Below are 24764 nucleotides of genomic sequence, written 5' to 3'. Positions count from 1 at the left end.
AGATCCGCCGATGATCACAAGTAAACGGCTGGCAGCAGGGGTGTGCGCCCTGCTCGCCGCCCTGACGGCCGGGATCGCCTTCCCGGTCGCGGCCCTCGCCGGTGAACCCACGGGCGGGGCCACGCCCCAGGTAGACCTCGTCCTCGACGTCAGCGGTTCCATGCGGACCCGGGACATCGACGGCGGGACGCGGATGGCGGCCGCGAAGCAGGCGTTCAACGAGGTGCTGGACGCCACGCCCGAGGACGTCGACCTCGGTATCCGGACCCTCGGCGCCAACTACCCCGGCGACGACCAGAAGACGGGCTGCAAGGACACCGCGCAGCTCTACCCGGTCGGCCCGCTGGACCGTACCGAGGCCAAGACGGCGGTGGCGACCCTCGCCCCCACCGGCTGGACGCCGATCGGCCCCGCCCTCCTCAAGGCGGCCGACGACTTCGACGGCGACGGTTCCAAGCGGATCGTGCTGATCAGCGACGGCGAGGACACCTGCGCCCCGCTCGACCCGTGCGAGGTGGCCCGCGAGATCGCCGCCAAGGGCATCGGGCTGACCATCGACACCCTCGGCCTGGTCCCGAACGCCAAGATGCGGCAGCAGCTCAGCTGCATCGCGGAGGCGACCGGCGGGACGTACACCTCGGTGGAGCACACCGACGAACTCACCGACCGGGTCAACCAGTTGGTGGACCGGGCGGCCGATCCGGTGGTGGTCCCGGTGGCGGTGGACGGGGCCGCCCGATGCGCTGAGGCGCCGACCGTGAAGTCCGGCCTGTACACCGACCGCGAGGAGTTCGGGCAGCAGCGCTGGTACCGGGTGGACGTCGAGCCCGGCCAGGAGCTGCGCGCCTCGGTGAGCGTGGGGGCCGACCGGGCCGTGAACCCCTCCTACGGGGTGCTGGTGCGGGCGGTCACGGTGCACGGGCGGGAGATCGTGCGCGGCGAGGCGGCGGGCGACGGCCGTACCGACGTCGTCTCGACGGGGCTGCGGTATCCCAAGGCGGAGAGCGACGACGACAACGCGGCCTCGGAGACGGAGACGGTGTGTCTCCAGGTCACCAACTCCTTCTCCGTGGCCTCCGGTGTGAAGACCACGCCGGGTCTGCCGCTGGAGCTGACCGTCGACGTGGTGGACGGTCCGTCGCCGGCGAGCGACGTGGCCTCCTTCGGCCTCGGGCGCGGCTGGTGGCTGCTCGGCGCGCTGATCCTGACCGGCTTCCTCGCCGGTCTGGTCTGGGGCTGGGTGTCACGCTGGCGGGTCGCGGTCTGGAGGACCAACTGATGCGGATCACACGTGTGTTGAGCGCTTCCCTGCTGATGCTCGGCCTGGCGGTCTCCCCGGCCGTGGCCGACTCCACGCCGTCTCCTTCGTCTTCGTCTTCGTCTTCGTCTTCGGCGGACAGTGGCGCGCCCACCCAGGCGGGCACCTCCTTCCGCACGGCGACCGAGGTCGAGCAGGGGCAGACGGCCACCGCGAACGGCTCCGCGGGCGACTACCTGTACTGGTCGTTCCCCGCGGACGCCGGTCAGCGGCCCACCGTGCAGGCGACGGTGAAGCTGCCTGAGGCGCACGCAGCCGAGACCTGGCAGATCGACGTGTACGACGGTCTGCGGCGCCGCCAGGCCTGCCAGTACGGGGCCCAGACGCGCACCGCGGCGGCGGGCACCGCCTCCGTGGAGCTGGCCTGCGTGCTGCGCACGGTCCGCGCCTGGTCGGAGCCGTGGGCGAACGACCCGCTGCCCGGGACGTACTACGTCCGGCTGACCGTCGTCGACCTGACGACGGCCGACCTGGGCCTGCCCGTCGAGACGGAACTCCGGGTCGGCTCCAAGGACATCGGCGGTTCGGCCGCGGTGGACGGCTCGCTGGCCGAGCCACTGGTGCCGGGGATCGCGGTCAAGTCCGCCGCGGAGGAGGACGGTTCGTCCGCCTCCGCCGTGCTGTCCAGCATCGAGCCGGACGACGGCTGGTCCTCCGGCTGGTGGTCCGACCGGTGGGTGTGGACCGGGCTCGGCGGCGTACTGGCCGCGCTCGCGGGGGTCGGCGGGTACTCGCTGACACGCGGGGCGGGACGGGCGACGCGGCTACCTCCGGGCGCCTGACGGATCGTCAAGAGACCGTCGAGCCAGCCGCCGGGCTGCCTTGACGGGTCGCGCGGGGCCCGCTGTGCTTCGGCACGGCGGGCCTTGTCGCTGTCAGGCCTCGCGCAGTGCCTTCGCGAGCGTGCCCTCACCCGTCACCTCGATACGCCCCGCCCGCACCGCGTCCGGCACGCTCAACTCCCCCCGCCCGAGCGCCAGACACGTCCCGGTGTCCAGGACCAGCCGCGCGTCGGGCTCGGCGGGGGCGGGCCCCTCGCCGTACACGGGACCGTCCTCGGCGCCGACGTACAGATGGAAGTCGCCCTCCTCCAGCCGCACTTCCACGAGCCCCTCTCCTTCCAGCGCCCGCAGCAGCGGCAGTGCGAACCAGTGCGCCCGCACGGCGTCCGTGGGCCGCCGCTCGCCCAGCTCGGCCTGGCCCCACCGGCCCAGGGCCTGGAGCACCGGCAGCAACTCCCGTCCGCGTCCGGTCAGTTCGTACACGTACACCGCACCGGGCGGCGGCAGCCGACGCCGGGTCGCGAGGCCGTCCCGTTCCATGTCCTTCAGCCGCGAGGCGAGTACGTCCGTGCTGACACCCGGCAGGTCGGCGTGCAGGTCGGTGTAGCGGCGCGGACCGGCGAGCAGCTCCCGGACGATCAGAAGCGTCCAGCGGTCCCCGACGACGTCGAGCGCCCGGGCGGCGGAACAGTACTGGTCGTAGCTTCGGCGTGGTGACATGCGACGCAGTCTAGACATGTCGTTGGACTTTCCAAGCTCGAACTTGGTAAAACCAAGCAACACCACAACCGGAGGGGCGTAAGCGCATGGAGTTCCGGCAGTCGAGCAAGCTGAGCGAGGTCTGTTACGAGATCCGCGGCCCGGTGATCGAGCACGCCGACGCGCTGGAGGAGGCGGGCCACAGCGTGCTGCGGCTGAACACCGGCAACCCCGCGCTGTTCGGCTTCGAGGCGCCGGAGGAGATCCTCCAGGACATGATCCGGATGCTGCCGCAGGCGCACGGCTACACCGACTCCCGCGGCATCCTCTCCGCCCGCCGTGCTGTCGCCCAGCGCTACCAGACACTCGGCCTGGAGGTCGGCGTCGACGACGTCTTCCTAGGCAACGGAGTCTCCGAGCTGGTCTCGATGGCCGTACAGGCACTGCTCGAGGACGGCGACGAAATCCTCATCCCGGCCCCGGACTTCCCCCTCTGGACGGCGGTGACGACCCTCGCCGGCGGCAAGGCGGTGCACTACCTCTGCGACGAACAGGCCGACTGGTACCCCGACTTGGACGACATGACGGCGAAGATCACGGATCGCACCAAGGCCGTGGTCATCATCAACCCCAACAACCCCACCGGCGCCGTCTACCCGAAGGAGATCATCGAGGGCATCCTCGATCTCGCCCGCCGGCACGGCCTGATGGTGTTCGCGGACGAGATCTACGACCAGATCCTGTACGACGACGCCGTGCACCACTCGGCCGCGGCCCTCGCCCCCGACCTGGTCGTCCTGACCTTCTGCGGCCTGTCGAAGACGTACCGGGTGGCCGGCTTCCGCTCGGGCTGGATGGTCGTCACCGGTCCCCGGCAGCACGCCCGCAACTACCTGGAGGGCCTGACGATGCTGGCCTCCATGCGGCTGTGCGCCAACGCGCCCGCGCAGTACGCCATCCAGGCCGCGCTCGGCGGCCGGCAGTCCATCCGCGAGCTGACCACGCCGGGCGGACGCCTGCACGAACAGCGGAACGTGGCCTGGGAGAAGCTCAACGAGATCCCCGGTGTGTCGTGTGTGAAGCCGAAGGGCGCGCTGTACGCGTTCCCGCGTCTCGACCCCAAGGTGCACAGGATCCACGACGACGAGAAGTTCGTCCTGGACCTGCTGCTGCGGGAGAAGATCCAGGTGGTGCAGGGAACCGGCTTCAACTGGCCGAGCCCCGACCACTTCCGCATCCTGACCCTGCCGCACGCGGACGACCTGGAGGCGGCGATCGGGCGGATCGGGCGGTTCCTGAGTGGGTACCGGCAGTAGCGGTTCCCCAGCAGTCCCCCAGCGGTTCTCTGGGGGTTCTCTGGGGGCAAAAAACAAAGGCAAGGAGGTCACTCTCTCTCCTTGCCACTCTCAACTTATAGCGCACCGGGGGGCTTGCCGCAAGGCCCCGGTCGTGCCGCAGAATCGTCCGACCGAAGCCCGGATCTGCGGAAATGAGAGTCGCGTATGCGTGTGGTGTTGTCGACCTATGGGTCGCGCGGGGACGTCCAGCCGATGGCGGGACTCGCGGTGAGGTTACGGGAACTCGGCGCTGAGGTGCGGGTGTGCGGACCGGCGGACGAGGAGTTCGCGGAGCTGCTGGCCGGTGTCGGCGTACCGCTGCTGCCCTTCGGCCCGTCGGCGCGCGCACTGACGAAGGCGGCGCCGCCGCCGTCATCGCTGCCCCAGCGCGCGGCCGAGGTGATCGCCGGCCAGTTGGACGTGCTCACCGCGGCAGCCGAGGGCTGTGACGTCGTGGTGGCGACCGGCATGATCTCGGCCGCGGCCGGCGCGCGGTCGGTGGCCGAGAAACTGGGCATCCCCTCCGTGTCCGTGACCTTCCAGCAGCTCACTCTGCCGTCGCCGCGGCGCCGCCCGCTGGCGTATCCGGGCCGGCCGTTGCCGCAGGAGGTGACCGACAGCAGGGTGCTGTGGGACCTGGACGCCCAGAGCATCAACGCCCTGTTCGGTGAGGCGCTCAACACCAACCGGGCGTCGATCGGCCTGCCCCCGGTGGACAACGTCCGTGACTACGTCATCGGCGACCGGCCGTGGCTGGCGACGGACCCGACCCTGGACCCGTGGCAGGAGACGCCGGACCTCGACGTCGTGCAGACCGGCGCGTGGATCCTGCCGGACGAACGCCCGCTCCCGGCCGAGCTGTTGGCGTTCCTGGACGCCGGTGCACCACCGGTGTACGTGGGCTTCGGCAGCATGCCCATGCACGCCTCGACGGACGCCGCCCGGACGGCCATCGAGGCGGTCCGGGCGCGGGGCCGCCGCGCACTCGTCTCCCAGGGCTGGGCCGACCTCGGCCTGATCGACCACCTCACCGACTGCTTCGCCGTCGGCGAGATCAACCACCAGGCACTGTTCGGCCGGGTGGCCGCCGTCGTGCACCACGGCGGCGCGGGTACGACGACGACGGCCGCCCGGGCCGGCGCACCCCAGGTGGTGGTGCCTCAGATCGCGGACCAGCCGTACTGGGCCGGCCGGGTGGCCGACCTGGGCATCGGCGCGGCACACCAGGGTCCGGCTCCGACCTTCGAGTCCCTGACCCCCGCGCTCGAAACGGCCCTGGCCCCCGAAACCGCCGCCCGGGCGAAGGCGGTGGCCGGCACCGTCCGCTCCGACGGGGCGACGGTGGCCGCGACGCTGCTGCTCGAGGCCGCCGGCCGGGAGAAGCCACGCGTGTCCGCGTGAAGCACGCCAGTCCGGACGCCCTTCCGCACGCCGTGATCGCGAGCGACCCCAGATCGGAGCCGATGCCGTGAAACCGCTGACCACCAGCGTGTTCGACCTTCCCGACCACCTCTCCCCCAAGGCCGACCCGACACTGATCGCCGGCGACGAGCAGCACTTCGCCGCCATCGCGGAGTGCCTCGATCAGACGATCGCCGAACTGTCCGACAGTCTCGACGCCCAGCGCAGGGCGCCCGGCGGCATGGGCCGGCAGGCGATGGACCGGGACACGGAGATCCACCGGCTGACCGCTCGCCTGCGCGCACTGCGCCGCTTCGGACTGGACCTCTGCCTCGGGCACATGGTCGGCGCGGACGACCCCGAGCCGGTGTACATCGGACGACTCGGCCTGACGGACAGCGCGGGCCGTCGGCTGCTGCTCGACTGGCGCTCGCCCGCGGCCGAGCCGTTCTTCGGGGCCACCCACGCCAATCCGATGGGTCTGGCGAGCCGCCGCAGGTATCGCTGGACCCTCCCCCACTCTCGGCTTCGCTCGAGCGGGGGGACCCCCACCCGGATCAGCGACTACTGGGACGAGGTGTTCACCGCGGACGGGTTCGCCGGGCACGCCGCGCTCGACGACCAGTCCGCCTTCATCGCCAGCCTGGGCAGCAACCGGTCGCCCCGGATGCGGGACGTGCTCGGCACCATCCAGGCCGACCAGGACGCCATCATCCGCGCGGGTTCCCGCGGCGCCCTCGTCGTCGACGGCGGTCCGGGTACGGGCAAGACCGTCGTCGCCCTGCACCGCTCCGCCTACCTCCTCCACTCCGACCCCCGCCTCGGCCATCGTCGGGGCGGGGTGCTGTTCGTCGGTCCGCACCGGCCGTACCTGGCCTACGTCGCCGACGTCCTCCCCAGCCTCGGAGAGGAGGGCGTGCAGACCTGCACCCTGCGGGACCTCGTCACCGAGGGAGCCGCGGCGGCGGTCGAGGCCGACCCGGAGGTGGCGCTCCTGAAGTCGTCCGCGGACCTGGTGAAGGCGATCGAGAGGGCCGTCAGGTTCTACGAGGAGCCGCCCACCGAAAGGATGACGGTCACGACCCCGTGGTCCGACATCCGGCTGAGCGCCGACGACTGGGCCGTGGCGTTCGAATCGGCACCCGGTACTCCGCACAACGAGGCACGCGACCAGGTCTGGGAGGAGCTGCTCACGATCCTGGTGGACAAGCACGACGGCGACATCTCGGACGACCTGCTCCGCCGGGCGCTGCGGCAGAACCGGGAGCTGCTCACGACCTTCGACCGCGCATGGCCGCTGATCGAGGCGACCGACCTCGTCGGGGACCTGTGGTCGGTACCCGCCTACCTGCGGATGTGTGCTCCCTGGCTCGGCCGCGAGGAGGTACGGAAGCTGCAGCGGGAGAGTCCCCAGGCCTGGACGGTGTCCGACCTGCCGCTCCTGGACGCGGCGCGGCAGCGGCTCGGCGACCCGGAGGCGGCCCGGCGCAAGCGCCGGCACGAGGCCGTCCTCGCCGCCCAGCGCGAGCGCATGGCGCAGGTCGTCGACAACCTGCTCGATGCCGCGGCCGCCTCCGGCGCCGACGGTGACGACGGCGAAGGCCTGGTGACGATGCTGCGCGGCGCGGACGCCCGGGTCAGCCTGGTCGACGAGTCCGAACTGCCCACCGCCGACCCGGACCTGCTCGCCGGCCCGTTCGCGCACATCGTCGTGGACGAGGCCCAGGAACTGACCGACGCTCAGTGGCAGATGCTGCTGCTCCGGTGCCCGTCCCGGAGCTTCACCATCGTCGGGGACCGCGCCCAGGCCAGGCACGGGTTCACCGAGTCGTGGCAGGAACGGCTGGAGCGGATCGGCTTCGACCGGATCAGCCTGGCCTCCCTGAGCATCAACTACCGGACGCCGGAGGAAATCATGGCGGAGGCCGAGCCGGTCATCCGGGCCGTGCTGCCGGACGCCAACGTGCCGACCTCCATCCGTGGCAGCGGCATCCCCGTCGTCCACGGGCCCGCTTCGGATCTGGGCTCGATCCTCGACACCTGGCTCGCCGCACACGCCGAGGGGATCGCCTGCGTCATCGGCGATCCCAGCTTCCGGCCTCGGTCGTCCCGCGTCCGGTCGCTGACCCCGGAGCTGTCGAAGGGGCTCGAGTTCGACCTGGTCGTCCTCGTCGACCCGGAGGCGTTCGGCGAAGGCATCGAAGGAGCGGTCGACCGCTATGTCGCCATGACCCGGGCCACCCAGCAACTCGTCGTCCTCACGAGCTCCTGACCCCGGCCGGACGAACACCCGCGCGCGGAGTGCCGGTCGGCCGTCCGGCCGTCCGGCCGTCCGGCCGTCCCGCCGCGCAGTCGTGTGCTGCTCGTAGCCTGTGACACATGGGTGATCTCTTCCTCGTCCGGCACGGCGAGACCGAGTGGTCGCGGTCCGCGCGGCACACCGGATCGACGGACGTCCCGCTGACCGAGCGCGGACGGCAGGAGGCGCGCGGCCTGGTGCCGCTGATCCGCTCGCACCGGATCGGGGCCGCGTTCGTCAGCCCGCTGCAACGGGCCGGGGAGACCGCCGAGCTCATCGGGCTGCACGACGTACGGGTCGACACGGACCTGCGCGAATGGGACTACGGCGGATACGAAGGCGTCACCACCGTGGAGATCCGGCGCACCCGGCCGGACTGGTTCCTGTTCACGGACGGGGTCGCGCCCGGGCCGCCCGACCACCCCGGAGAGACCCCGGAGCAGGTGGGTGAACGGGCCGACCGGATGCTGGCCAAGGTGGACGCGGCGCTCGCCAACACCGAGGGCGTCGTGGTGCTGGTGGCGCACGGCCACTTCCTGCGGGTCCTCACGGCCCGGCGGCTGGGGCTGCCGCCGTCGGCCGGAGCACTGTTCCAGCTGGCGACCGGGACCCTGTGCCGGCTGAGCACCGAGCACGGGCGGCCGGTGATCGCCGGGTGGAATGTCAGACCGGGGTCGTAGTCTTCGAAGGGGCTGATCGTGCGGCCGGTCGCGGCGGTGCGGAAGCCCTTCGAGCAGGCTGTTCGCCGGGGAGGAGCACGCCGTGACCAGACCGCCCACCGCCGCGCAGCGGCGTGTCATCGACGCCGCCGATCCGGTCACCGGCCGGCTGAAGGGCACGGAGTCGCAGCTCGCGGCACTGGTCAAGCGAGGGCTCGCCTTCCGGCATCCGCGGCCGCCGCACGACCACTTCCTGACGCCGGCGGGGCATCGCATACGGGACGCGCCGCCGGAGGCCGTCGCCGCCGAGCCCGCGATCCGGTCGCCCCGGACCGCCGATGTCTTCGCCGCCCGCATCGGCAGTGACGAGGAGGCGGACAGCGGGCCCGGCCGCGTCCGCGAGGTGCACAGCGCCTGGCAGGGGCTGCTGGAGCTGCGCCGGATGACCAACCGGGACGGCGCGACGGACCGGCCGTGCGACTGGGAGCGCGCGCATCTGGTGCAGGCCGCCGCGCTCGCCCTGGAGGCGGCGGGTCACCGTCCGGCGGGGCGGGAGGCGGCGGGCTACCGGGTGCGCGCGACCCCGCAGCCGGAGGCCGTCGCCGTGCACGCGCCGGACACCGCGCTGCTGCGGGCCTGCGCGGCCACGCTGGAGAAGGCGGGCTGGCAGGTCGGCGAGCACACGGAGCCGCGGACGAGAGACCGGTATCTGCTGGCGTCCCCACGCCGGACGTGATGAGCATGCCAAGATCGACGGATCAGAGATCAAGGATCAGAGCGTTCCACGACGAGAAGGGGAAGCCGTGACCGAACCGTTTTCCGTCCCGGTGACCGTCCGCGGATACGAGACGGACGTCCAGGGTCACCTCAACCAGAGTGTCTACCTCAACTACGCGGAGCACGCCCGCTGGTCGCTGCTCCAGGCCGCCGGAATCAGCCAGGCGGGCCTCATCGGCAAGGGCGTGGGCCCGGTGGCCCTGGAGACGACCATCCGCTACCGCCGGGAACTCCTGGCGGGCGACGAGGTCGCCGTGACCTGCCGCTTCGACTGGGGCGAGGGCAAGACCTTCCGGATCGAGCAGACGATCCGGAAGACCGACGGCACGGTGGCGGCCGAGATCACCGCGGTCGGCGGGCTGATGAACCTCAAGGAGCGCAGGCTGGTGGCGGATCCGCGGGAGCACTTCAAGGAGCTGGCGTCGGATCCGGGCCTCTTCGGGCTGTAGGGACCGCGGGCACGCTCGCACGACCCGTGACGACGGGGCCGGCTCCGGCGGCGGGAGCCTTCTCCCGCCGCCGCTTCCGTCCGTCAGGCCCCGGCGAAGACTGCCCTGTGGTCCTCGACCCACTCCCTGTAGGAACGCGCCGGCCGCCCCAACGCCTCCCGTACGTCGTCCGTGACGAGCGCGTTGCCGCCCTCGCGGGCGAAGAGGAGCCCGCCCAGGACGCTCTCCGCGGCCGCCGCGTCCAGACCCGAGGCCGTCAGCTGTTCGCGGATCCGGTCCGGTGAGAGGTCGAGCGTCTCCACCGGGCGTCCCACGACTGCGGTGATCGCGGCGGCCTGGTCGTGGACGGTGATCGCCTCGGGCCCGGTCAGCGTGTACGTCCGCCCGGAGTGCCGGGAGTCGGTCAGCGCCTCGACGGCCGCCTCGGACACGTCACGCGGGTCGACCACTCCCTGCCGGCCGTTTCCGGTCATGTTGGGCACGGGCCGGCCCGCGTGGACCGACTCCGCCCAGCCGAGGGTGTTCGAGGCGAAGGACGACGGCCGCAGGATCGTCCACTCCGACCCGCCGGCCCGCAGGGCCTCCTCCCCGGGAAGATGCCAGGTGCCGAAGGGGCCGTAGTCCGGGTCGCCGGTACCGATGGAGGAGAGTTTCACGATCCGGCGGACGCCCGCCGCCCGCGCCGCCGCGACCAGCCGGGCGTCCCGTCCGCCGTCCGCCGGTCCGAGCACGGCAACCAGGAACACGGCCGCCGCCCCGGCCAGCGCCGCCGTCACGGACTCCATGTCGAGGAAGTCTCCGCGCACCACCTCCACGCCCTCAGGCACCTGCGCCTTCGCCGGGTCACGGGTCATGGCCCGCACCTTCTCGCCGCGCGCCGCGAGCTGTCGTACGACTTCACTGCCGATGGTGCCCGTGGCACCGGTCACTAGGATCATGGCCTCCACGCTGACGGGCGGCCGCTCCTGGTCGCTAGGAAATTCCGGCACGGTTGTGGCGCCCGCAACCGTGCGGCGCGCGCCTACCGTAGGAGCGTGACGAATGCCCTGGCCGACCGTGCCCTGACCGTCCCTGTCGCCCTCCGCCCCTGGATCACCGGCATCGAGTCGGTGGGCGCCGGGGAGGAGCTGCCTGCGTCGTTCGCCCATGTGCCGGACGCGGCGACGAAGTTGGTCGTACGGGTCGAGGCGGGCGGCCGTCGTGACGCCCTGGTGGTCGGGCCGCGCACCCGTGCCTCGTACTACGCGGAGGCGGACCGGCGGGTGGCGTCCTGCGTCCAGGTGAGCCTGGGCCCGGGTGTGGTACGCCCGTTGCTCGGCACCCCGGCGGTCGACCTGGTCGGGCAGGCCGTGCCGCTGGGCGCGCTGCCGACCGGGGCGGCACATCAACTGTCCAGGAAACTCGTCGAGTTGGCGCCGGAGGAGATGCTCGCGTATCTCACGGAGCTGCTCCCCGACCCGTTGGCCGCCGACCGTTCGCGCGCCCGGCTGCTGCGGGCCGCCGTCGACGCCCTGTCGACCCGGCCGGACCACGCCCCCGCGCAGGTCAAGGACGTGGCCCGGGAACTCGCCGTCAGCGAGCGGCAGTTGCGCAACCTCTTCACGGAGGGCGTCGGTCTCTCCCCCAAGCACTACGCCCGCATCGACCGCGTCCGCCATGTACTGACGGAGGCCCCTCGGGCCGACTGGGCCGAACTGGCCGCCGCCACCGGCTACTACGACCAGTCCCACATGACGTCCGACTTCCGCACCCTGATGGGGGTGCCGCCGAGGTCGTACTTCACCGGACGGCTGCCGGACCCCCAGCCCTGCCAGGCGTTCCGGCGGGCCTGACGACGATCAGTGCGCGCCGGCCGTCCGGGCGCCCGCGAGCTCCTCCCCCGCCTCCCTGGGATGGGTCGCGTCCTGCGCGTCCCGGCCCCTGCCGAGGTGATTGAAGACCAGGTTGAGCAGGACGGCGGCGACGCAGCCGGTGGAGATGCCCGAGTCGAGGACGATCTTCGCGGTCTCCGGGAAGGCGTGGTAGAACTCCGGCGCGGTGATCGGGATGATGCCGACGGCGAGGGAGACGGCCACGATCAGGACGTTGTTGTCCTTGTCCAGGCCGGCCCTGACGAGGGTCTGGATGCCGCTGGCCGCGACCGAGCCGAAGAGGACGACGCCCGCCCCGCCGAGCACCGGGCGCGGTACGACCGCGATCAGCGAGGCGGCCATCGGGCACAGGCCCATCAACACCAGGAAGCCGCCGCCGGTGGCGACGACGTACCGGCTGCGGATGCGGGTCATGGCGACCAGGCCGATGTTCTGGGCGAAGGCGCTGCACATGAAGCCGTTGAAGAGGGGACTGATCGCCGAGCCGAGGGTGTCGGCACGCAGCCCGGCCGCGATGGTCTTCTCGTCCGCCGGGCGCTCGACGATCTCGCCCAGCGCCAGCATGTCAGCGGTCGATTCGGTCATCGAGACCACCATCACCACGCACAGGGAGAGGATCGCGGCGAGCTGGAACTGCGGTGCGCCGAAGTGGAACGGGGTCGGGAAGCCGACGATGTCCGCGTCCGCGACCGGACCGAAGTCCGTGACGCCGAACGGGATCGCGACGAGCGTGCCGACGACCAGGCCGAGCAGGACGGCGATCTGCTTGACGAAGCCGCGGGTGAAGCGGCGCAGGAGGAGGACGATCAGCAGGGTCGCGCCCGCCAGGCCGAGATAGGTGGTCGAGCCATAGTCGTCGGCCGCGGGATCGGGTCCCTGTGCCCAGCCGAAGGCGACCGGCAGCAGCGAGACGCCGATCAGCGTGATCACCGTGCCGGTGACGACCGGCGGGAAGAAGCGGACCGCTTTGCTGAAGAAGGGGGCCGCTATGAAGCCGAGGAGGCCGGCGACGATGACCGCGCCGAAGATGATCGGCAGGGCGTCGGACTTGTCCTCGGTGGAGGCGACGACCGCGGTCATGGGGGCGACACCGGCGAAGGTGACGCCGTTGACGAAGGGCAGTCGGGCGCCGATCTTCCAGATGCCGAGCGTCTGGAGGAAGGTGGCGAGGCCCGCGGTGAACAGACAGGCGCCGGTGAGGAAGGTGAGTTCGGTGCCGGTCAGGCCGATGGCCGCGCCGACGATCAGGGGCGGGGCGACGACTCCCGCGTACATGGCGGCCACGTGTTGCAGACCCGTGGTGGCCATCTTGAGTGCGGGCAGTTTCTCGTCGACGGGGTGGGTGGTCACGGCGGCTCCTCCGGGCGGGTGACACGTCGGCTCTGACGTGGGTTTCATGGAGGTGGTGCGCGGTCGTGCGGGACCGAGTGGGACGGAACCCCTCACCTGTGGGAAGGGAGGCCGTTCCGGGGCGCACACGTCCATGCGCGCTCCGGAGACGGCCGCCATGGACCCCGCTCGGGTCCACGGCCACCGGTCGAGGGCCGTCCCCCTCGAACGGAGATCTTCACCTGGTCAGCCCTGCGCGGCGATCCGCGCCAGGCGCTGGGCCTCGGCCCGTGTGGAGCGGGCGATCGCGTCCTCGTCGGCGGTGAGCAGCCGGTTGTTCTCGACGATCTGGTGGCCGTTCACGAAGGAGGCGGTGACCGGGGCCGCCGCGCCGAAGACCAGGGCGGTCACCGGGTCGGCGATGGAGGCGTGGGCCAGCGTGTCGAGCTTCCACAGCACCAGGTCGGCGAGCTTGCCGGGCTCCAGGGAGCCGATCTCGGCTGTGCGGCCCAGGACTTGGGCGCCGCCGTACGTCCCCAGGCGCAGCGCCTGTCGGGCGTTCAGGGCGGCCTCGCGGTGGGCGCCGAGGCGGTTGACGAGGAGGGCGTTGCGCAGTTCGGTGTGGAGTTCGCCGGACTCGTTGGAGGCCGTACCGTCGACGCCGAGGCCGACCGGGACGCCGGCCGCCAGCATGTCGGGGACGCGGGCGATACCGGCGGCCAGTCGCGCGTTGGACGAGGGGCAGTGGGCGACACCGGTCTTCGTACGGGCGAAGGCGGCGATGTCGGAGTCGTTCATGTGGACGCAGTGCGCCATCCACACGTCCTCGCCGAGCCAGCCCGTGGACTCGAAGTAGTCGGTCGGACCCATGCCGAACAGTTCCTTGCAGAACTGCTCCTCCTCCACGGTCTCCGAGCCGTGCGTGTGCAGCCGTACGCCGAGACGCCTGGCCAACTCGGCGCCTTGCCTGAGCAGTTCGGTCGACACGGAGAACGGGGAGCAGGGCGCCACGGCCACCTGGGTCATCGCGTCGAAGGAGGCGTCGTGGTGCTGCCGCACGGTCTCCTCGGTCGCGGCGAGGGCGCCTTCGAGGGTCTCGACGGCGAAGTCCGGGGGCAGGCCGCCGTCCTTCTCGCTGCGGTCCATGGAGCCGCGGGCGAGGGTGAAGCGGACGCCCATCTCACGGGCGACGCCGATGATCGCGCCGGACAGGTCGCCGGAGCCGTGCGGGAAGACGTAGTGGTGGTCCATGGCGGTGGTGACGCCGCCGCGGGCCATCATCGCGAGGGAGCCCTCGGCGGCCGCCCGGACCATCTGCTCGTCGATGCGCGCCCAGGTCGGGTACAGCGCGACGAGCCAGTTGAAGAGGTTGTGGTCGGTGGCCAGCCCACGGGTGATCCACTGGTAGTAGTGGTGGTGCGTGTTGACCAGGCCCGGAGTCACCAGGTGGCCGGTGGCGTCGATACGCCGGTCGACGTTCTCCAGGCCCTCGGGGGCCCTGCCCGCGCCGAGCGACTCGATGCGGTTGCCGGCGACGACGACGTGTCCGCTCGCGTACTCGGTGTCGTGGGCGTCGACGGTCGCGATCGAACAGTTCTCGATGACGATGCGCCGGTCTGCTGCCATGATGCGTCCTTTTCACTCAGTGGACTGGGGGAAGAGGGCACGGCAGGACCCTGGGAGATTTGAGTGCCGCGGCCGGGAGGCGGGCTCTCCGGCCGCGGGTGCCGCAAAAGGGGATGCTCAGAGGTTGGTGAGGTCAGAGTTGGTGAGGTCAGAGGTTGGTGACGTCCACGGGGATCTTCGCCTCACAGCCGTCCCGCAGGACGGTCGCCTCGATCAGGCCGTACGGGCGGTCGGCGGCGAAGTACACCTCATTGTCGTTCTTCAGCCCGAACGGCTCCAGGTCCACCAGGAAGTGGTGCTTGTTCGGGAGCGAGAAGCGGACCTCGTCGATCTCGCTGCGGCTGTCGATGATCCGCGCGCCCATCTGGTACAGGGTCTGCTGGAGCGACAGCGAGTACGTCTCGGCGAAGGCCTGGAGCATGTCCTTCTTCGCCTGCTCGTACGACTGCTCCCAGTCGGGCATCTCCTGCTCGTCGTCGGACCAGTTGAAGCGCCAGCGGGCGGAGACCTGGGTGGCCAGGACGCGGTCGTACGCCTCGGGAAGCGTCGTGTACTTGTCCTTGACGTAGCCCCAGAACTCGGAGTCGGTCGAGTTCATCACGACGAGGTCCTTGAGGCCCGAGACGACCTCCCACGACTCGCCGTCGTAGGTCATCTGGGTCAGCCGGGTCTCCTGGCCCTTGCGGACGAAGGAGTGCGCTCCCTTCCCGGAGTGCTCGATCCGCTCCCAGGCGTATTCCTCGATACGGATGCGGGCCGTCCTGATCGGCTCCTGGCTCGTGACGAAGTGCCGGGCCAGGTGGATGCCGAACTGCTCGGCGGACTCGATGCCGTGCTCCTTGGCGAAGGCGTACACCGTGTTCTTGGTGGTGTCGGTCGGCAGCACGTTGGCGTTCGAGCCGGAGTAGTGGACCTCGTCCATGTCGCCGGAGAGCGCCACGGACACGTTCAGGTCCTTGATGTGGTGGGTGGCGCCGTCCCGCGTGATCTTCACGACTCGGTTCTCGGCCTTGCCGTACTGGTTCTGTCCCAGGATCACAGGGCGGGCAGGGCGGGAATTGTCTGTCATGGTCTGCTAGCTCCCTCGGTAAACGGAGTAGCCGAACGGGTTGAGCAGCAGCGGTACGTGGTAGTGCTCGCCGGGCTTGACGGCGAAGGTGATCGCTACCTCTGGAAAGAACGCATCGCTGTCCCGATTCGCGGGGGCGTCCTGCTGCGCATCGGCTTGCTTGTTCTCGGAACACTCGAAATACGCCTCCACGGCGAAGTCGAGCCGTACGTGTGTGGTGCCCTCCGGCAGCGCCGGCAGGTCCTTGCACCGCCCGTCCGCGTCGGTCGCGGAGCCGCCGAGCGCCTGCCAGTCCGCATCGCGCCCGGGGCGGGCGGAGAGCTGGACGGCGACGCCCTGGGCGGGGCGGCCGACGCTGGTGTCGAGGATGTGCGTCGACACCGAGGCGGTGGTGCTGGTGCTCATGGTCAGGCGTCCTCTTCAGTCTTCTTCGACGATGCGGGCGAGCCGGATACGGTTGATCTTGCCCAGCTCGGTGCGGACGATCTCCCTCTCCTGCTCCGGCGCGTTGCCGATCCGCTCCTTGACCGCGTCGCGCATCTGCTCGCCGGTCCGGCCGGTGGCGCAGATCAGGAAGACGTGGCCGAACTTCTCCTGGTACGCCAGGTTCAGCTCCAGCATCTGCGTCTTGAGCTCCTCGGAGGCGCCGGCCATGCCGCGCTGTTCCCGCGCCGAGGCCGGGTCGCCCGGCTTCGGGCGGCCGATCGGCGGGTGCCCGGCCATGGCCTCGGCGAGGTCCTCGGCGCTCAGGTCGGCCATCGCGGCGTCACTCGCGGCGTAGAGGTCGTCGGGGGTGGCGCAGGGGCGGGCGGCGAGCAGCCGCTCGGCCCATGCCGTGGAGGCGCACGCCTCGTGGAGCGCGGCGAAGGCTGCGTGCTCCTCCAGGGCGTTGAACCGGGCCAGGCCCGGGGGCGTGGATGTCGACGTCACGGGAGCCTCCGTGGCCGCGGGCGGCCTTCGTACTGATCGGGCTGCCGCTAGCTAACGCCCTCCGGAAGACGACGTCAACAGTTTGTTGAAAATTCCGGGTTACGGAACTGGGGCTGACACCGGAGGGCGCCCGCTCAGCCCTCTTTCTCGCGGTTCAGGTAGTTGTAGACCGTGAAGCGGCTCACCCCGAGGGCGCTCGCCACGGTCTCCACGCCGTGCCGTACGGAGAAGGCGCCGCGCGCCTCCAGTATGCGTACGACCTCCTGCTTGGCCTTGCGGTCCAGGTCGGCGAGGGGCTTGCCCTTCTTGCGCTCCATGGCGGCCAGGATGTGGTCGAGGGAGTCGGCGAGCTGGGGCAGGCGTACGGCGACGACGTCGGCGCCCTGCCAGGCGAGCACGACGTCGTCTGGGCCGGCCTCGTCCGGCGGGACCAGCTCGCCGCCCATCGCGTCGACCAGCGGCTTCACGGCCGTGATGAAGGGCTCGTCGCCGATGCCGGTCACTTGCCGACCTCCCCGGTCCCGCTCTCGCTCTCGCCGGTCCCGCTCTCGCCGATCACATTGAGCTGGAGCGAGATCCGGGTGGCGCCGGACTCCAGGGTCCGGCGCAGCAGGGCGTCCACGGCCGTCAGTACGGCCTCGGCGCCGCCCTCCGCCGTGTTGCCGAACGGGCCGACGTCCACCGAGTCCAGCTCCGCCGCCTCGATGACCTCGCGGGCCACCAGAGCGTGCGCGGGCGCCTCGTCGAGGTCGAAGGGCTCGGTCGTGAACTCAACTCGCAATCGCACTGTGCCCCCAGAACACGCCTCTGACCTGCACTTCTACCCAGATCACCCACCGAGAGGGCACATCAGGGCACAACGGGGATGCGTCAGTCACTGCTTCACAGCCGCGATGCACCCCAGGCCGATCAATTTCACTGGGACGGAGCCGCTTCGTCCGCCACGAGGCGACCCTAACCGACCAGGGCTTCCCGCCGCCCTACACGTGGCCAAGCCGCCCGCGCAGCGCCATGACCCAATGGTCCGGATATCCAAAACGTTCTGCCCGACCAGCTCTTTCCCGGCGCTCCGGACGGGAGCACGGCCGTGGGAGCGGTGTCAGCTCGGTGTGACCCGGATCTCCCTCCACTCGTTCGGTTGGAGGTGTCCCTGGCCGGAGCCGTGTTGCGGAAGATTCACAAACGCCCTGGGCGGCTGGCGCACGCCGTTGACGAGGTAGGTGACAAGCACTCCGCTCGGGGTGCGGGAGGCGAATTCCCGACGGCTGCCGAGTGTGTCGTGGTAGGGAAGCTCGACCGTCATGCGCAGCTTTTCACCGCCAGGCCTCATTCGCTTTCTCAGCTCGTGCTCGAAACGGCCCCAGTTGTCGAACGCCGTCTTTGTCGCTCTCATGCGGTTCAAGCTCCGGAGCATGGGCACGATGTTTATCTTCTCGCCCGGACCGCCGAACTCCTTGGCGAAGATGTGCCCTCCGTCGAACTTCACGTTCTGGAACTCCCGTTCTCCGGAACTCCCGACTTCCTTGTCGTGGCGCTCCTCTCCTTGGAACTCCACGGTGCCACTGGCAAGGACTGTCCTTCCTACTCCGTCGGTGACGTAGGTGAAGCGGTCATTGACGTGGTAGACGCAATTGGGTCGAGGTTCCTGCAGTTCGGGATTCGGCGGAATTTTCGTCCCTCGAGCGGCACCCTGGTGGATCCTGGCTCCGGACAGTGTCCAGATCTCCACGATGTTCCCAAGCTTGTCGGTGCGATAGGTGGCTTGGTAGGTGGCGCCGTTGCCGTCTGCGTGCGTGACCTTGTAGTCGGTGTTCGGCGCCTTCACGCTGTTCTGGAACGCGAAGCGTTGTCCCATGGGCAGTACGTCCGCAACGGTGCGCACCTGGTCGATCGAGGTCGCCTCGGGGCGCGCGGGCGCGCCCGGCGAGATGAGCGCCCCGGCCTTGGCGGCGGAGACGGCGGCGCCCCTGCCCGTTCCCTGGTCGGCGAGCCGACGGGAACGAGCGAGGAAGCGCCGTGCCTCCATGGCACCGGAAGCGGCCCGCGGGACCCGGCCCGCGACATGGAGCGCTTCGAAGCTCATCTCATGGGTGCGAAGAGCCACCCGGCGACCGCGCATACGACCGTCTGCCCACCTCGATCTCCCGGGCGGACCGTCCTGGCCGACGCCCCGAGTCCGACGGCCGCCAGCCATCCCGAAGAACTGACGCCTGCCGATCGACGATGGCATGAGGTGGGCAACCTGGTCGGCGATCCGGATGAACGCTTCCGCTCTGGACCGCACCTCCCGAGCAGCCCGTTTCGCCGATTTGGTGGTGTACAGGGTTCTCTGACTTTGTTCCGTCATCACGTTGGCGTGCTTCGCCAATTCCTCGGCCGCTTCCTCGAGCTGGGTCGATGGCGTTCCAGCCGCCCGATTGCTCTGTGCTGCCTGGTTGACCCAGAACGCGACATCGTGCGCGCGTGCGGTCGCATCGCGTGCCGCCTGGAAAGCAGATATCCGGCTTCCTCGCGCCACCTCGGCCACCGCCCGCGTCGCCCCGACCGCGATATCGACCAGTATCAGACGATCGTGCGCGGAGGAGGTCAAGGTGAGGGCTTCCGCTGCCTTTTGGACAGCGTCATTGAGGCCGTCGGCCACCGATTGGGCGGTGGACTGAAAGTCCGCGGGGGCGCTACCCGGCGTGGTGGCGGCCTGGAGAAGGCTCTGATGGTCCGTTTCCGCCTGCAGGCTGGACTGCTGTGCCTCGTTCAGCTTGCTCTCGGCCGCGGCGAGGTCCTGACGTGCCGAGTTCAGGACGGCGGCGGTCTGCGCCGGGGTTGTCGCCCGAGCAGGTGCCGAGTTCGTGCGGGCGTAGCTCTTCTGCGTCGCGCTGATCTCCTGCTGGGCACTGTTCACGGCCTGTTGTGCCTCGTGCCGGGGTGCCTCCAGGAGGGCGACCAGTTCTTCGGCGGCCTTGGTGGCTTCCGCGACTCGCCCCTGACCGCTGTGTTCGACGAATCGTGCGGCCGCTTCTGGGAGCGCCTCCTCCAGGGCCTGTCCTTCGCTTCGCGGTTGCTGCAGGGCGTTGACGTACTCGGCGAGCTCCGACGGGGCCATCGCCCCGCTGGTGACGCCGCGCACGGCCATGACCAGGGCGGCGATGCCGACGCCGGCGGCGACGGCGGCTGCTCCGCCGACGGCCGCGGTGCCGCCGCAACTGTCCGCGGGTGACGGGGTTGTGCTGTCGTAGCTGATGCCGCAGGCCATGGCGTCGTCAGCCAGGAGGAGCAGGAAGACAAGCGTGCTGGTGAGCGCCATTGCGGCTCGAGTGACGGCTGTCTTGATCATGTCAGCGCCTCCGCTGGTCGCTGCTGGAGAGCTGGGCCGACCTGGTGGTCTTTCAGCGCGAGGATGCGAAGGCGCAGGGTCGGTCCGTCGGGAGCCCGCCGGTCGGCCTGCCGGCGGGACTCGTGCCACAGGTGGGTGGCGAGGTCGAGTTGGGCGGCATGCAGCGCCGTGAGCTTGCGGTAGGCGGTGAATCCGTACCGCCGCAGGACAGTGATCCGCAGCCAGAGGCGCCGGACCGGGCTGAGCAGGACCGGTGCCTCGGTGTCGGTGATCGCGCCGTTTCCCGACTGTGCTTCCGCGGCCAGTGCCTGGGCGAGCCCGGCCGCCTGCTCTCGTATGCCGCGACGCAGCATCATCACGTACAGCGCCACCACCGGCCCCTGGAACACGATCAGCACGAGGGGCTGGAGCAGGAGGGTGTCGATATCGGGATCCAGCGGGAGGCCCTGCGTGACCTGGCCGACCCAGCGGAACATGACGTTGCTTGCCGCGTGCGTGCCCGAGGCGGCGACGAAACCGCAGACGACGGCGATGCGGCGCGAGCGGGCGTCGTCCAGTTGCCTGGCCAGACCGAGCCCCGCCCCGAAGATCGCCGCGAAGGCCGTGTGCGCGGCCATGAGGCCGACGGACTGCCGCATCCAGTACTGGAACTCCGGAGACGCGGTGGCGGCGCCCATGTACTCGACGGACTCGGCGAAGTTGAACCCCAGACCGGCTGCCGCCCCCAGGACGGTGCCGGAGACCACACCGTCGACGTGGCGGCGGAACAGGACGCACACGATCGCGACTCCGGCGCCCTTGCCCAGTTCCTCGAAGACGCCCGCGTTGAAGAACGCGCCGGTCATGACCTGGTGCCGGATTTCCAGGACGTTCCCCGCATCCCCGAAGTAGTAGGGGGCGTAGTCCATGTACCAGATGTTCATGCTGCTGCCGAACCCGCAGGCGACGAACACGCCCCAGGCGAAGGTGGCGAGCAGCAGCCAGGCGGGCATCCGCCGGTAGCGCTGCATGCGGTGGACGGCCCACAACGCGAAGCCGGTGCTGGGCACGCACACCAGCAGCGCGGACACGTTGTCGACCATCGTCCAGGCCGGGAAGAGGGTGAAGGGCAGCAGCAGCGCGGCGAGCACGACCAGTTGCGCGCCACGGGTACGGGCCTGCCGCAGCCCGGGGTCCTTGACCGCGACCCGCTGTACGGCCAGGGTCACCCCGGCAAGGAGTACCACTGCCCAGCCGGCCACCACACTCCACAGCACCGCGCGCGGAAGGGTCGGCACCAAGGGCGAGAACAGCCCGATCGCCGGATCGGAGTCGTCGATCCTGGGCCGCGCCAGGTCGATGAGCATCTCCACCCCGTACGCGGCGGACATCAGCCCGGCGATCACGAGCACGCATCGCATCCTGCGGTCATGGTCCACCGGTCCGGGCGGTGCTTCGACGCCTGCTCCGCTCGCTCCGGGCAGTGTTTCGACGCCTGCTCCGTTCGTCATCGCACACCGCCCGGCGCGGGCGAACCCCCAGCGGCGGCCTGCTCCAGGCTCGGCAGTTCCGGGGCCCCCGGCGGCGCGCTGGGCAACGGGCTGTCGGTGGGCAGGCCGGGCAGGGTGGGGAACCCGGGACTGTTGGGGATCCGGATGGTCTGGTCGGCCTCCACCGCGTACCCCACGAGCACTCCGGTGCCGGCCATCAGGACGCCCAGCACCCCGCCTACCGCCATGGTCCGCAGCTGCCCCTCGGGCGCCGTCTCGCGTGGCCGGCTGTCCACAGAGGGCGTGACCGGCGGCCCGGTGGTGAGCGGTTCCGGATTCGAGGCCAGGGCGGCGGTTGCGCGTGCCGCGAGCGCGGCGAAGACCGCGGCAAGGAGGTACCCGGCGCCAGGGAGCCACGCGAAGGCGGTCAGACGCACATCGGGTTCCAGCGTGGCCGCGAGGATGCCGAACGCGGAGAGATGCAGTGCGCCGAGTCCGACCAGGAACCCGACGACGAACCCCCGATAGATCCGGTACGCGCGGCACACCAAGGCGATCACCGCCGCCAAGGTCAGCGCCAGCACCCCGGCGATCACGATCGCGTAGATCTCGGCTCGCCGCTCCTCGTACGGCTGACCGTAAGCGGCGTTGTCGAAGGCTTCCGCGATCAGGGCCGCGCCCACCAGTGCGATGGGCGGCAGCGCGGCGACAACAGCCGTGAAGCGTGTCCACCGGCCCCGCACTCCCGCCGTCGTCGCCAGCAGGAAAGCGATGATCGTCCACAAGATAGCGGGGGGAGTCAGGTAGAGATCCGCGACCGGATGAATGACGCCCTCGACGTGGTTCCGCAAGCCGTCGCCGCCCGGGAACTCGCGCTCCTGCAGTGTGCCCTCTCGGGCCATCGCCCAGGGCGGTATCAGACTGAGCACGGTGGCCAGAGTCACCCACACCGCGCCGAAGAGCCCTGCCGACCGCATCCCCCGAGCTGACATGGCCATCACAGTAACCAGTCGGCACCGCTGCCGCACCGTATACGTCCGCGACGGCACTGAGCGCCCCCTGACCCCGCACGCCCATCACGTCGTACGTTCCACCAAGGCGCACAACCTGACGCGCTGCGGATTTTCGGGCACCCCCGCCGAACCCGGGATCCCAGCGACGGACCGGCCGCTCCGCCGCGTAGAGCAGACAAGGAGAGCCCACCGGGAGGGGAACGCGACGTGGCAGGGCACAGAGTCAGAGGCGCCAGAGGTACGGCGCTCGCGGCGGCGGCGATGGCGGCGCTGACCGCGTCACAGGCACCGGGGGCGACGCAGGCACGGGCCTTGGCACCCGCGCCGCGGACGCCCGCCGCACACGGGCCGAGCGTGTCCGGCGACGCCCCGTACCGCACGGCGCTTCCGCCGCTGCGGACCCGGGCGGGGGTGACACGGGAGCGGACGGTGGGCGCCGCACTGCCGGCGAGCGTGTTCGCCGCCTATCGGAGGGCCGAGGCCCGGCTGGCGAGCGAGGCGCCCGGCTGTCGCCTGCGGTGGCAGCTGCTGGCCGCGATCGGCCAGGTGGAGTCCGGGCAGGCCGGGGGCGGCCGGGTGACCGCGGACGGTACGACCGTGCCGCCGATCCTCGGCCCGCGCCTGGACGGCGGCGCCTTCGCCGTGATCCGGGACACCGACGGCGGCGCCTACGACGGGGACACGGTGTACGACCGCGCGATCGGTCCGATGCAGTTCATCCCGTCGACCTGGGCCCGCTGGGGCGCGGACGGCAACGGCGACGGGCGAGCCGACCCGGGCAACGTCTTCGACGCGGCGCTCGCCGCCGGTCGCTATCTGTGTGCGGGCGGAGCGGACCTGTCCGGCTCCGGCGACCTGGACGCGGCGATCCTCGGCTACAACCACTCGCAGGCGTATCTGCGCACGGTCAGGGCCTGGTACACGTACTTCCTGGAAGGTCATCGTGTGGTGCCGGACGGCGTCGCGGATGCCTCCTCCCGCCCGCAGGCGTCGCCGCCGGCCACCACGCCGAAGCCCGCACCGACACCGTCCCCACGTCCGGCCCGTCCGAGCGCAACGCCGTCCGGCACCCCGTCCGACACCCCGTCGCAGCGCCCGGCCCCACCGACGCCCACCCGGTCCCGTCCGGCGGCCGGGACCGAGGTGACGGAGGAGCCGCTGCCGTCCGCGCCCGGGGTGGGCGTCGAACTGCCCGCCGACGGCCTGCTGCCCACCGGGGGTCCGCTGACCAGTGACGGCTGACCGGTAACAGCGGGGACTCGATGGCCTCCTCCCCCTCCACAACCGCGGCTACCGGGCGGTAATCTCGCCACCCGCCGGAAAGTACGGACCGGCGGCGAGCGCGAAGGGGCCCTCATGGCGACGGACATGCCTGCCGAGGCGCAGATGGACGACGACCGTTGGCAGCGCATGTGGAGCCACCGCGAGCATCTGCTCAGGGTGGCTCGGCGCAGGTCGATGAGCCTTGAGGACGCCGAGGACGCCGTGCACGAGGCGATGCTGCGCGCCGCGGAGCGCCCCGGCCTGGACGAGGAGCGGCTCGCGGCCTGGCTGACGACGGTGACGATGCGGCTGTGCGTGGACCGCTACCGGCAGGTCAACCGCGAGGCCGAGGTCCGCACCAGCCCGACGCTGATCGCACCCGGACCGGTGCCCGTCGACGAGGTGGTGTGCGACCGGGCCGAGGCCAAGTGGCTGGCCGGGCGCAGCGGGGAACTGCCCGCCCGCCAGGCGGAGGCGCTGCGGCTGAGGTCCGAGGACCTCGACGTGGGGCAGGTAGCCGTCCGGATGGGGCTGAGTTACCGGACCGTCGAGTCGTTGCTGGCCCGGGCCCGGCGGACGCTGCGGAACTCGCTGGCGGCGACGCTCGGGTTCGCGCTGTTCCTCATCGGGCGGGGACAGCCTCGCGCGGGTGGGAAGGCACAGGCCGTGGCGGCCGCCTCGACGGCGGCGACGCTGGCCGTGGCCGGGCTCGTGCTGCCGTACGCGTACGACGCGGACGGACAGGGGTCGGCCCCACGGCCCGCCGTGTCGGGCCCCGCGGAGGCACTGCGGCCCGACGGCTCCGGCCGGGCCGCGGCCCCTCACGCGCGGCAGCTCGCGGATGCGACGCCGACGCCCGGGCCGGGGGCGGCATCCTTGTCGGCCGGTGAGCAGTCACTCGTCCCCTTGTCGGTGCCACCCCTGCCGGAGGTCGCTCTTTCGCCGCTGCCCGAGCTGTCGGCACCGGATGTTCCCACGGTCCCGCGGTTGCCGAGCGTGTCCGGCGTCCCGGCTCTGCCGGACACACCCGACGAGGCGGCCGTACCGGCCGAGTCCGCCGTGTCCACGATCCCGGACTCCGCCGCCGTACCGACGTCCCCGCCCTCGATCGACGCGCCCACCCCGAGCCCGCTCCCCTAGCC

General features: G+C 71.1%; 23 protein-coding genes. 11 read left to right on the top strand and 12 right to left on the bottom strand.

Annotated features, from left to right (window positions below):
- Positions 1–10 precede the first annotated feature (10 nt).
- Together QFZ76_RS39785 and QFZ76_RS39780 are read left to right on the top strand one after the other, a co-directional pair.
- The gene (locus QFZ76_RS39785) at positions 11–1279 is read left to right on the top strand and encodes a VWA domain-containing protein (RefSeq protein ID WP_307678213.1); all 1269 of its coding nucleotides are present in this window, start codon (positions 11–13) and stop codon (positions 1277–1279) included.
- On the top strand, positions 1279–2100 hold the full coding sequence (locus QFZ76_RS39780; protein WP_307678212.1) for a hypothetical protein: 822 nt from the start codon (positions 1279–1281) through the stop codon (positions 2098–2100). Before QFZ76_RS39785 ends, QFZ76_RS39780 begins: the two co-directional genes overlap by 1 nt.
- Before the next feature lie 93 nt (positions 2101–2193).
- On the opposite strand, the gene QFZ76_RS39775 is transcribed toward QFZ76_RS39780, so the two are convergent.
- Entirely contained in the window at positions 2194–2820 is a 627-nt protein-coding gene (locus QFZ76_RS39775) for a winged helix-turn-helix transcriptional regulator (protein ID WP_307678211.1), read from the bottom strand.
- Positions 2821–2906: 86 nt separating this feature from the next.
- Between QFZ76_RS39775 and QFZ76_RS39770 the strand changes: the two genes are divergently transcribed.
- From QFZ76_RS39770 to QFZ76_RS39745, 6 genes are all read left to right on the top strand, one after another.
- Positions 2907–4115, top strand: coding sequence for a pyridoxal phosphate-dependent aminotransferase (locus QFZ76_RS39770; protein ID WP_307678210.1), 1209 nt, complete (start codon positions 2907–2909; stop codon positions 4113–4115).
- Positions 4116–4301: 186 nt separating this feature from the next.
- Positions 4302–5537 carry a glycosyltransferase gene (locus tag QFZ76_RS39765; protein ID WP_307678209.1) on the top strand — a complete coding sequence of 412 codons (1236 nt, stop codon included), beginning with the start codon at positions 4302–4304 and terminating at the stop codon, positions 5535–5537.
- Between the two features lie 67 nt (positions 5538–5604).
- The gene (helR, locus tag QFZ76_RS39760) at positions 5605–7809 is read left to right on the top strand and encodes an RNA polymerase recycling motor ATPase HelR (protein ID WP_307678208.1); all 2205 of its coding nucleotides are present in this window, start codon (positions 5605–5607) and stop codon (positions 7807–7809) included.
- Positions 7810–7916: 107 nt separating this feature from the next.
- The gene (locus QFZ76_RS39755; protein WP_307678207.1) at positions 7917–8516 is read left to right on the top strand and encodes a histidine phosphatase family protein; all 600 of its coding nucleotides are present in this window, start codon (positions 7917–7919) and stop codon (positions 8514–8516) included.
- A gap of 82 nt (positions 8517–8598) precedes the next feature.
- The gene (locus QFZ76_RS39750; RefSeq protein WP_307678206.1) at positions 8599–9231 is read left to right on the top strand and encodes a hypothetical protein; all 633 of its coding nucleotides are present in this window, start codon (positions 8599–8601) and stop codon (positions 9229–9231) included.
- A 67-nt stretch (positions 9232–9298) separates the two neighbouring features.
- Entirely contained in the window at positions 9299–9721 is a 423-nt protein-coding gene (locus QFZ76_RS39745) for a thioesterase family protein (RefSeq protein WP_266449858.1), read from the top strand.
- An 83-nt stretch (positions 9722–9804) separates the two neighbouring features.
- On the opposite strand, the gene QFZ76_RS39740 is transcribed toward QFZ76_RS39745, so the two are convergent.
- A complete protein-coding gene (locus QFZ76_RS39740; protein WP_373464426.1) occupies positions 9805–10659 on the bottom strand; it encodes an NAD(P)H-binding protein in 855 nt (284 codons plus the stop codon).
- Positions 10660–10755: 96 nt separating this feature from the next.
- Between QFZ76_RS39740 and QFZ76_RS39735 the strand changes: the two genes are divergently transcribed.
- On the top strand, positions 10756–11553 hold the full coding sequence (locus tag QFZ76_RS39735; protein ID WP_307678205.1) for a helix-turn-helix domain-containing protein: 798 nt from the start codon (positions 10756–10758) through the stop codon (positions 11551–11553).
- Between the two features lie 6 nt (positions 11554–11559).
- Here QFZ76_RS39735 and QFZ76_RS39730 read toward each other — a convergent pair whose 3' ends face one another.
- The 10 genes from QFZ76_RS39730 to QFZ76_RS39685 form a co-directional block, all read right to left on the bottom strand.
- A complete protein-coding gene (locus tag QFZ76_RS39730; RefSeq protein WP_307678204.1) occupies positions 11560–12942 on the bottom strand; it encodes a nucleobase:cation symporter-2 family protein in 1383 nt (460 codons plus the stop codon).
- A 225-nt stretch (positions 12943–13167) separates the two neighbouring features.
- The gene (locus QFZ76_RS39725; RefSeq protein WP_307678203.1) at positions 13168–14547 is read right to left on the bottom strand and encodes an 8-oxoguanine deaminase; all 1380 of its coding nucleotides are present in this window, start codon (positions 14545–14547) and stop codon (positions 13168–13170) included.
- Positions 14548–14695: 148 nt separating this feature from the next.
- Positions 14696–15616 (bottom strand): factor-independent urate hydroxylase, encoded by a 921-nt coding sequence (gene pucL / locus QFZ76_RS39720; protein ID WP_307678202.1) that lies wholly within the window; start codon positions 15614–15616, stop codon positions 14696–14698.
- Positions 15617–15622: 6 nt separating this feature from the next.
- Positions 15623–16021, bottom strand: a complete 399-nt coding sequence (gene uraH / locus QFZ76_RS39715) for a hydroxyisourate hydrolase (protein ID WP_307678201.1) — start codon at positions 16019–16021, stop codon at positions 15623–15625.
- A 15-nt stretch (positions 16022–16036) separates the two neighbouring features.
- On the bottom strand, positions 16037–16546 hold the full coding sequence (gene uraD / locus QFZ76_RS39710) for a 2-oxo-4-hydroxy-4-carboxy-5-ureidoimidazoline decarboxylase (RefSeq protein WP_307678200.1): 510 nt from the start codon (positions 16544–16546) through the stop codon (positions 16037–16039).
- Positions 16547–16680: 134 nt separating this feature from the next.
- Positions 16681–17049 (bottom strand): helix-turn-helix domain-containing protein, encoded by a 369-nt coding sequence (locus QFZ76_RS39705; protein ID WP_307678199.1) that lies wholly within the window; start codon positions 17047–17049, stop codon positions 16681–16683.
- Entirely contained in the window at positions 17046–17333 is a 288-nt protein-coding gene (locus QFZ76_RS39700; RefSeq protein ID WP_307678198.1) for a hypothetical protein, read from the bottom strand. Before QFZ76_RS39700 ends, QFZ76_RS39705 begins: the two co-directional genes overlap by 4 nt.
- A gap of 312 nt (positions 17334–17645) precedes the next feature.
- A complete protein-coding gene (locus QFZ76_RS39695) occupies positions 17646–19877 on the bottom strand; it encodes a DNA/RNA non-specific endonuclease (protein WP_307678197.1) in 2232 nt (743 codons plus the stop codon).
- On the bottom strand, positions 19874–21277 hold the full coding sequence (locus QFZ76_RS39690) for a PrsW family intramembrane metalloprotease (RefSeq protein ID WP_307680264.1): 1404 nt from the start codon (positions 21275–21277) through the stop codon (positions 19874–19876). The genes QFZ76_RS39695 and QFZ76_RS39690 overlap by 4 nt, the downstream gene beginning before the upstream one ends.
- An 86-nt stretch (positions 21278–21363) precedes the next feature.
- Positions 21364–22338, bottom strand: a complete 975-nt coding sequence (locus QFZ76_RS39685; protein ID WP_307678196.1) for a hypothetical protein — start codon at positions 22336–22338, stop codon at positions 21364–21366.
- Between the two features lie 228 nt (positions 22339–22566).
- On the opposite strand from QFZ76_RS39685, the gene QFZ76_RS39680 reads away from it, so the two are divergent.
- Complete coding sequence (locus QFZ76_RS39680; RefSeq protein ID WP_373464424.1) at positions 22567–23601, top strand: lytic transglycosylase domain-containing protein; 1035 nt, start codon at positions 22567–22569, stop codon at positions 23599–23601.
- A 114-nt stretch (positions 23602–23715) separates the two neighbouring features.
- On the top strand, positions 23716–24762 hold the full coding sequence (locus tag QFZ76_RS39675; RefSeq protein ID WP_307678195.1) for a sigma-70 family RNA polymerase sigma factor: 1047 nt from the start codon (positions 23716–23718) through the stop codon (positions 24760–24762).
- The last annotated feature ends 2 nt before the right edge of the window (positions 24763–24764 follow it).

Source organism: Streptomyces sp. V4I2 (assembly GCF_030817655.1).
Classification (GTDB): Bacteria; Actinomycetota; Actinomycetes; order Streptomycetales; family Streptomycetaceae; genus Streptomyces; species Streptomyces plumbiresistens.
Note: the sequence above shows the minus strand (reverse complement) of the source record. Positions and strands in the feature narration are given on the sequence as shown.

Coding starts and splice junctions, on each gene's coding strand:
- QFZ76_RS39685 (WP_307678196.1), bottom strand. CDS start 22,338: ATGTCAGCTCGGGGGATGCGGTCGGCAGGGCTCTTCGGCGCGGTGTGG.
- QFZ76_RS39755 (WP_307678207.1), top strand. CDS start 7,917: ATGGGTGATCTCTTCCTCGTCCGGCACGGCGAGACCGAGTGGTCGCGG.
- QFZ76_RS39675 (WP_307678195.1), top strand. CDS start 23,716: ATGGCGACGGACATGCCTGCCGAGGCGCAGATGGACGACGACCGTTGG.
- QFZ76_RS39770 (WP_307678210.1), top strand. CDS start 2,907: ATGGAGTTCCGGCAGTCGAGCAAGCTGAGCGAGGTCTGTTACGAGATC.
- uraH (WP_307678201.1), bottom strand. CDS start 16,021: ATGAGCACCAGCACCACCGCCTCGGTGTCGACGCACATCCTCGACACC.
- pucL (WP_307678202.1), bottom strand. CDS start 15,616: ATGACAGACAATTCCCGCCCTGCCCGCCCTGTGATCCTGGGACAGAAC.
- QFZ76_RS39690 (WP_307680264.1), bottom strand. CDS start 21,277: ATGCGATGCGTGCTCGTGATCGCCGGGCTGATGTCCGCCGCGTACGGG.
- QFZ76_RS39775 (WP_307678211.1), bottom strand. CDS start 2,820: ATGTCACCACGCCGAAGCTACGACCAGTACTGTTCCGCCGCCCGGGCG.
- QFZ76_RS39740 (WP_373464426.1), bottom strand. CDS start 10,659: ATGATCCTAGTGACCGGTGCCACGGGCACCATCGGCAGTGAAGTCGTA.
- QFZ76_RS39785 (WP_307678213.1), top strand. CDS start 11: ATGATCACAAGTAAACGGCTGGCAGCAGGGGTGTGCGCCCTGCTCGCC.
- QFZ76_RS39725 (WP_307678203.1), bottom strand. CDS start 14,547: ATGGCAGCAGACCGGCGCATCGTCATCGAGAACTGTTCGATCGCGACC.
- QFZ76_RS39765 (WP_307678209.1), top strand. CDS start 4,302: ATGCGTGTGGTGTTGTCGACCTATGGGTCGCGCGGGGACGTCCAGCCG.
- QFZ76_RS39695 (WP_307678197.1), bottom strand. CDS start 19,877: ATGATCAAGACAGCCGTCACTCGAGCCGCAATGGCGCTCACCAGCACG.
- QFZ76_RS39780 (WP_307678212.1), top strand. CDS start 1,279: ATGCGGATCACACGTGTGTTGAGCGCTTCCCTGCTGATGCTCGGCCTG.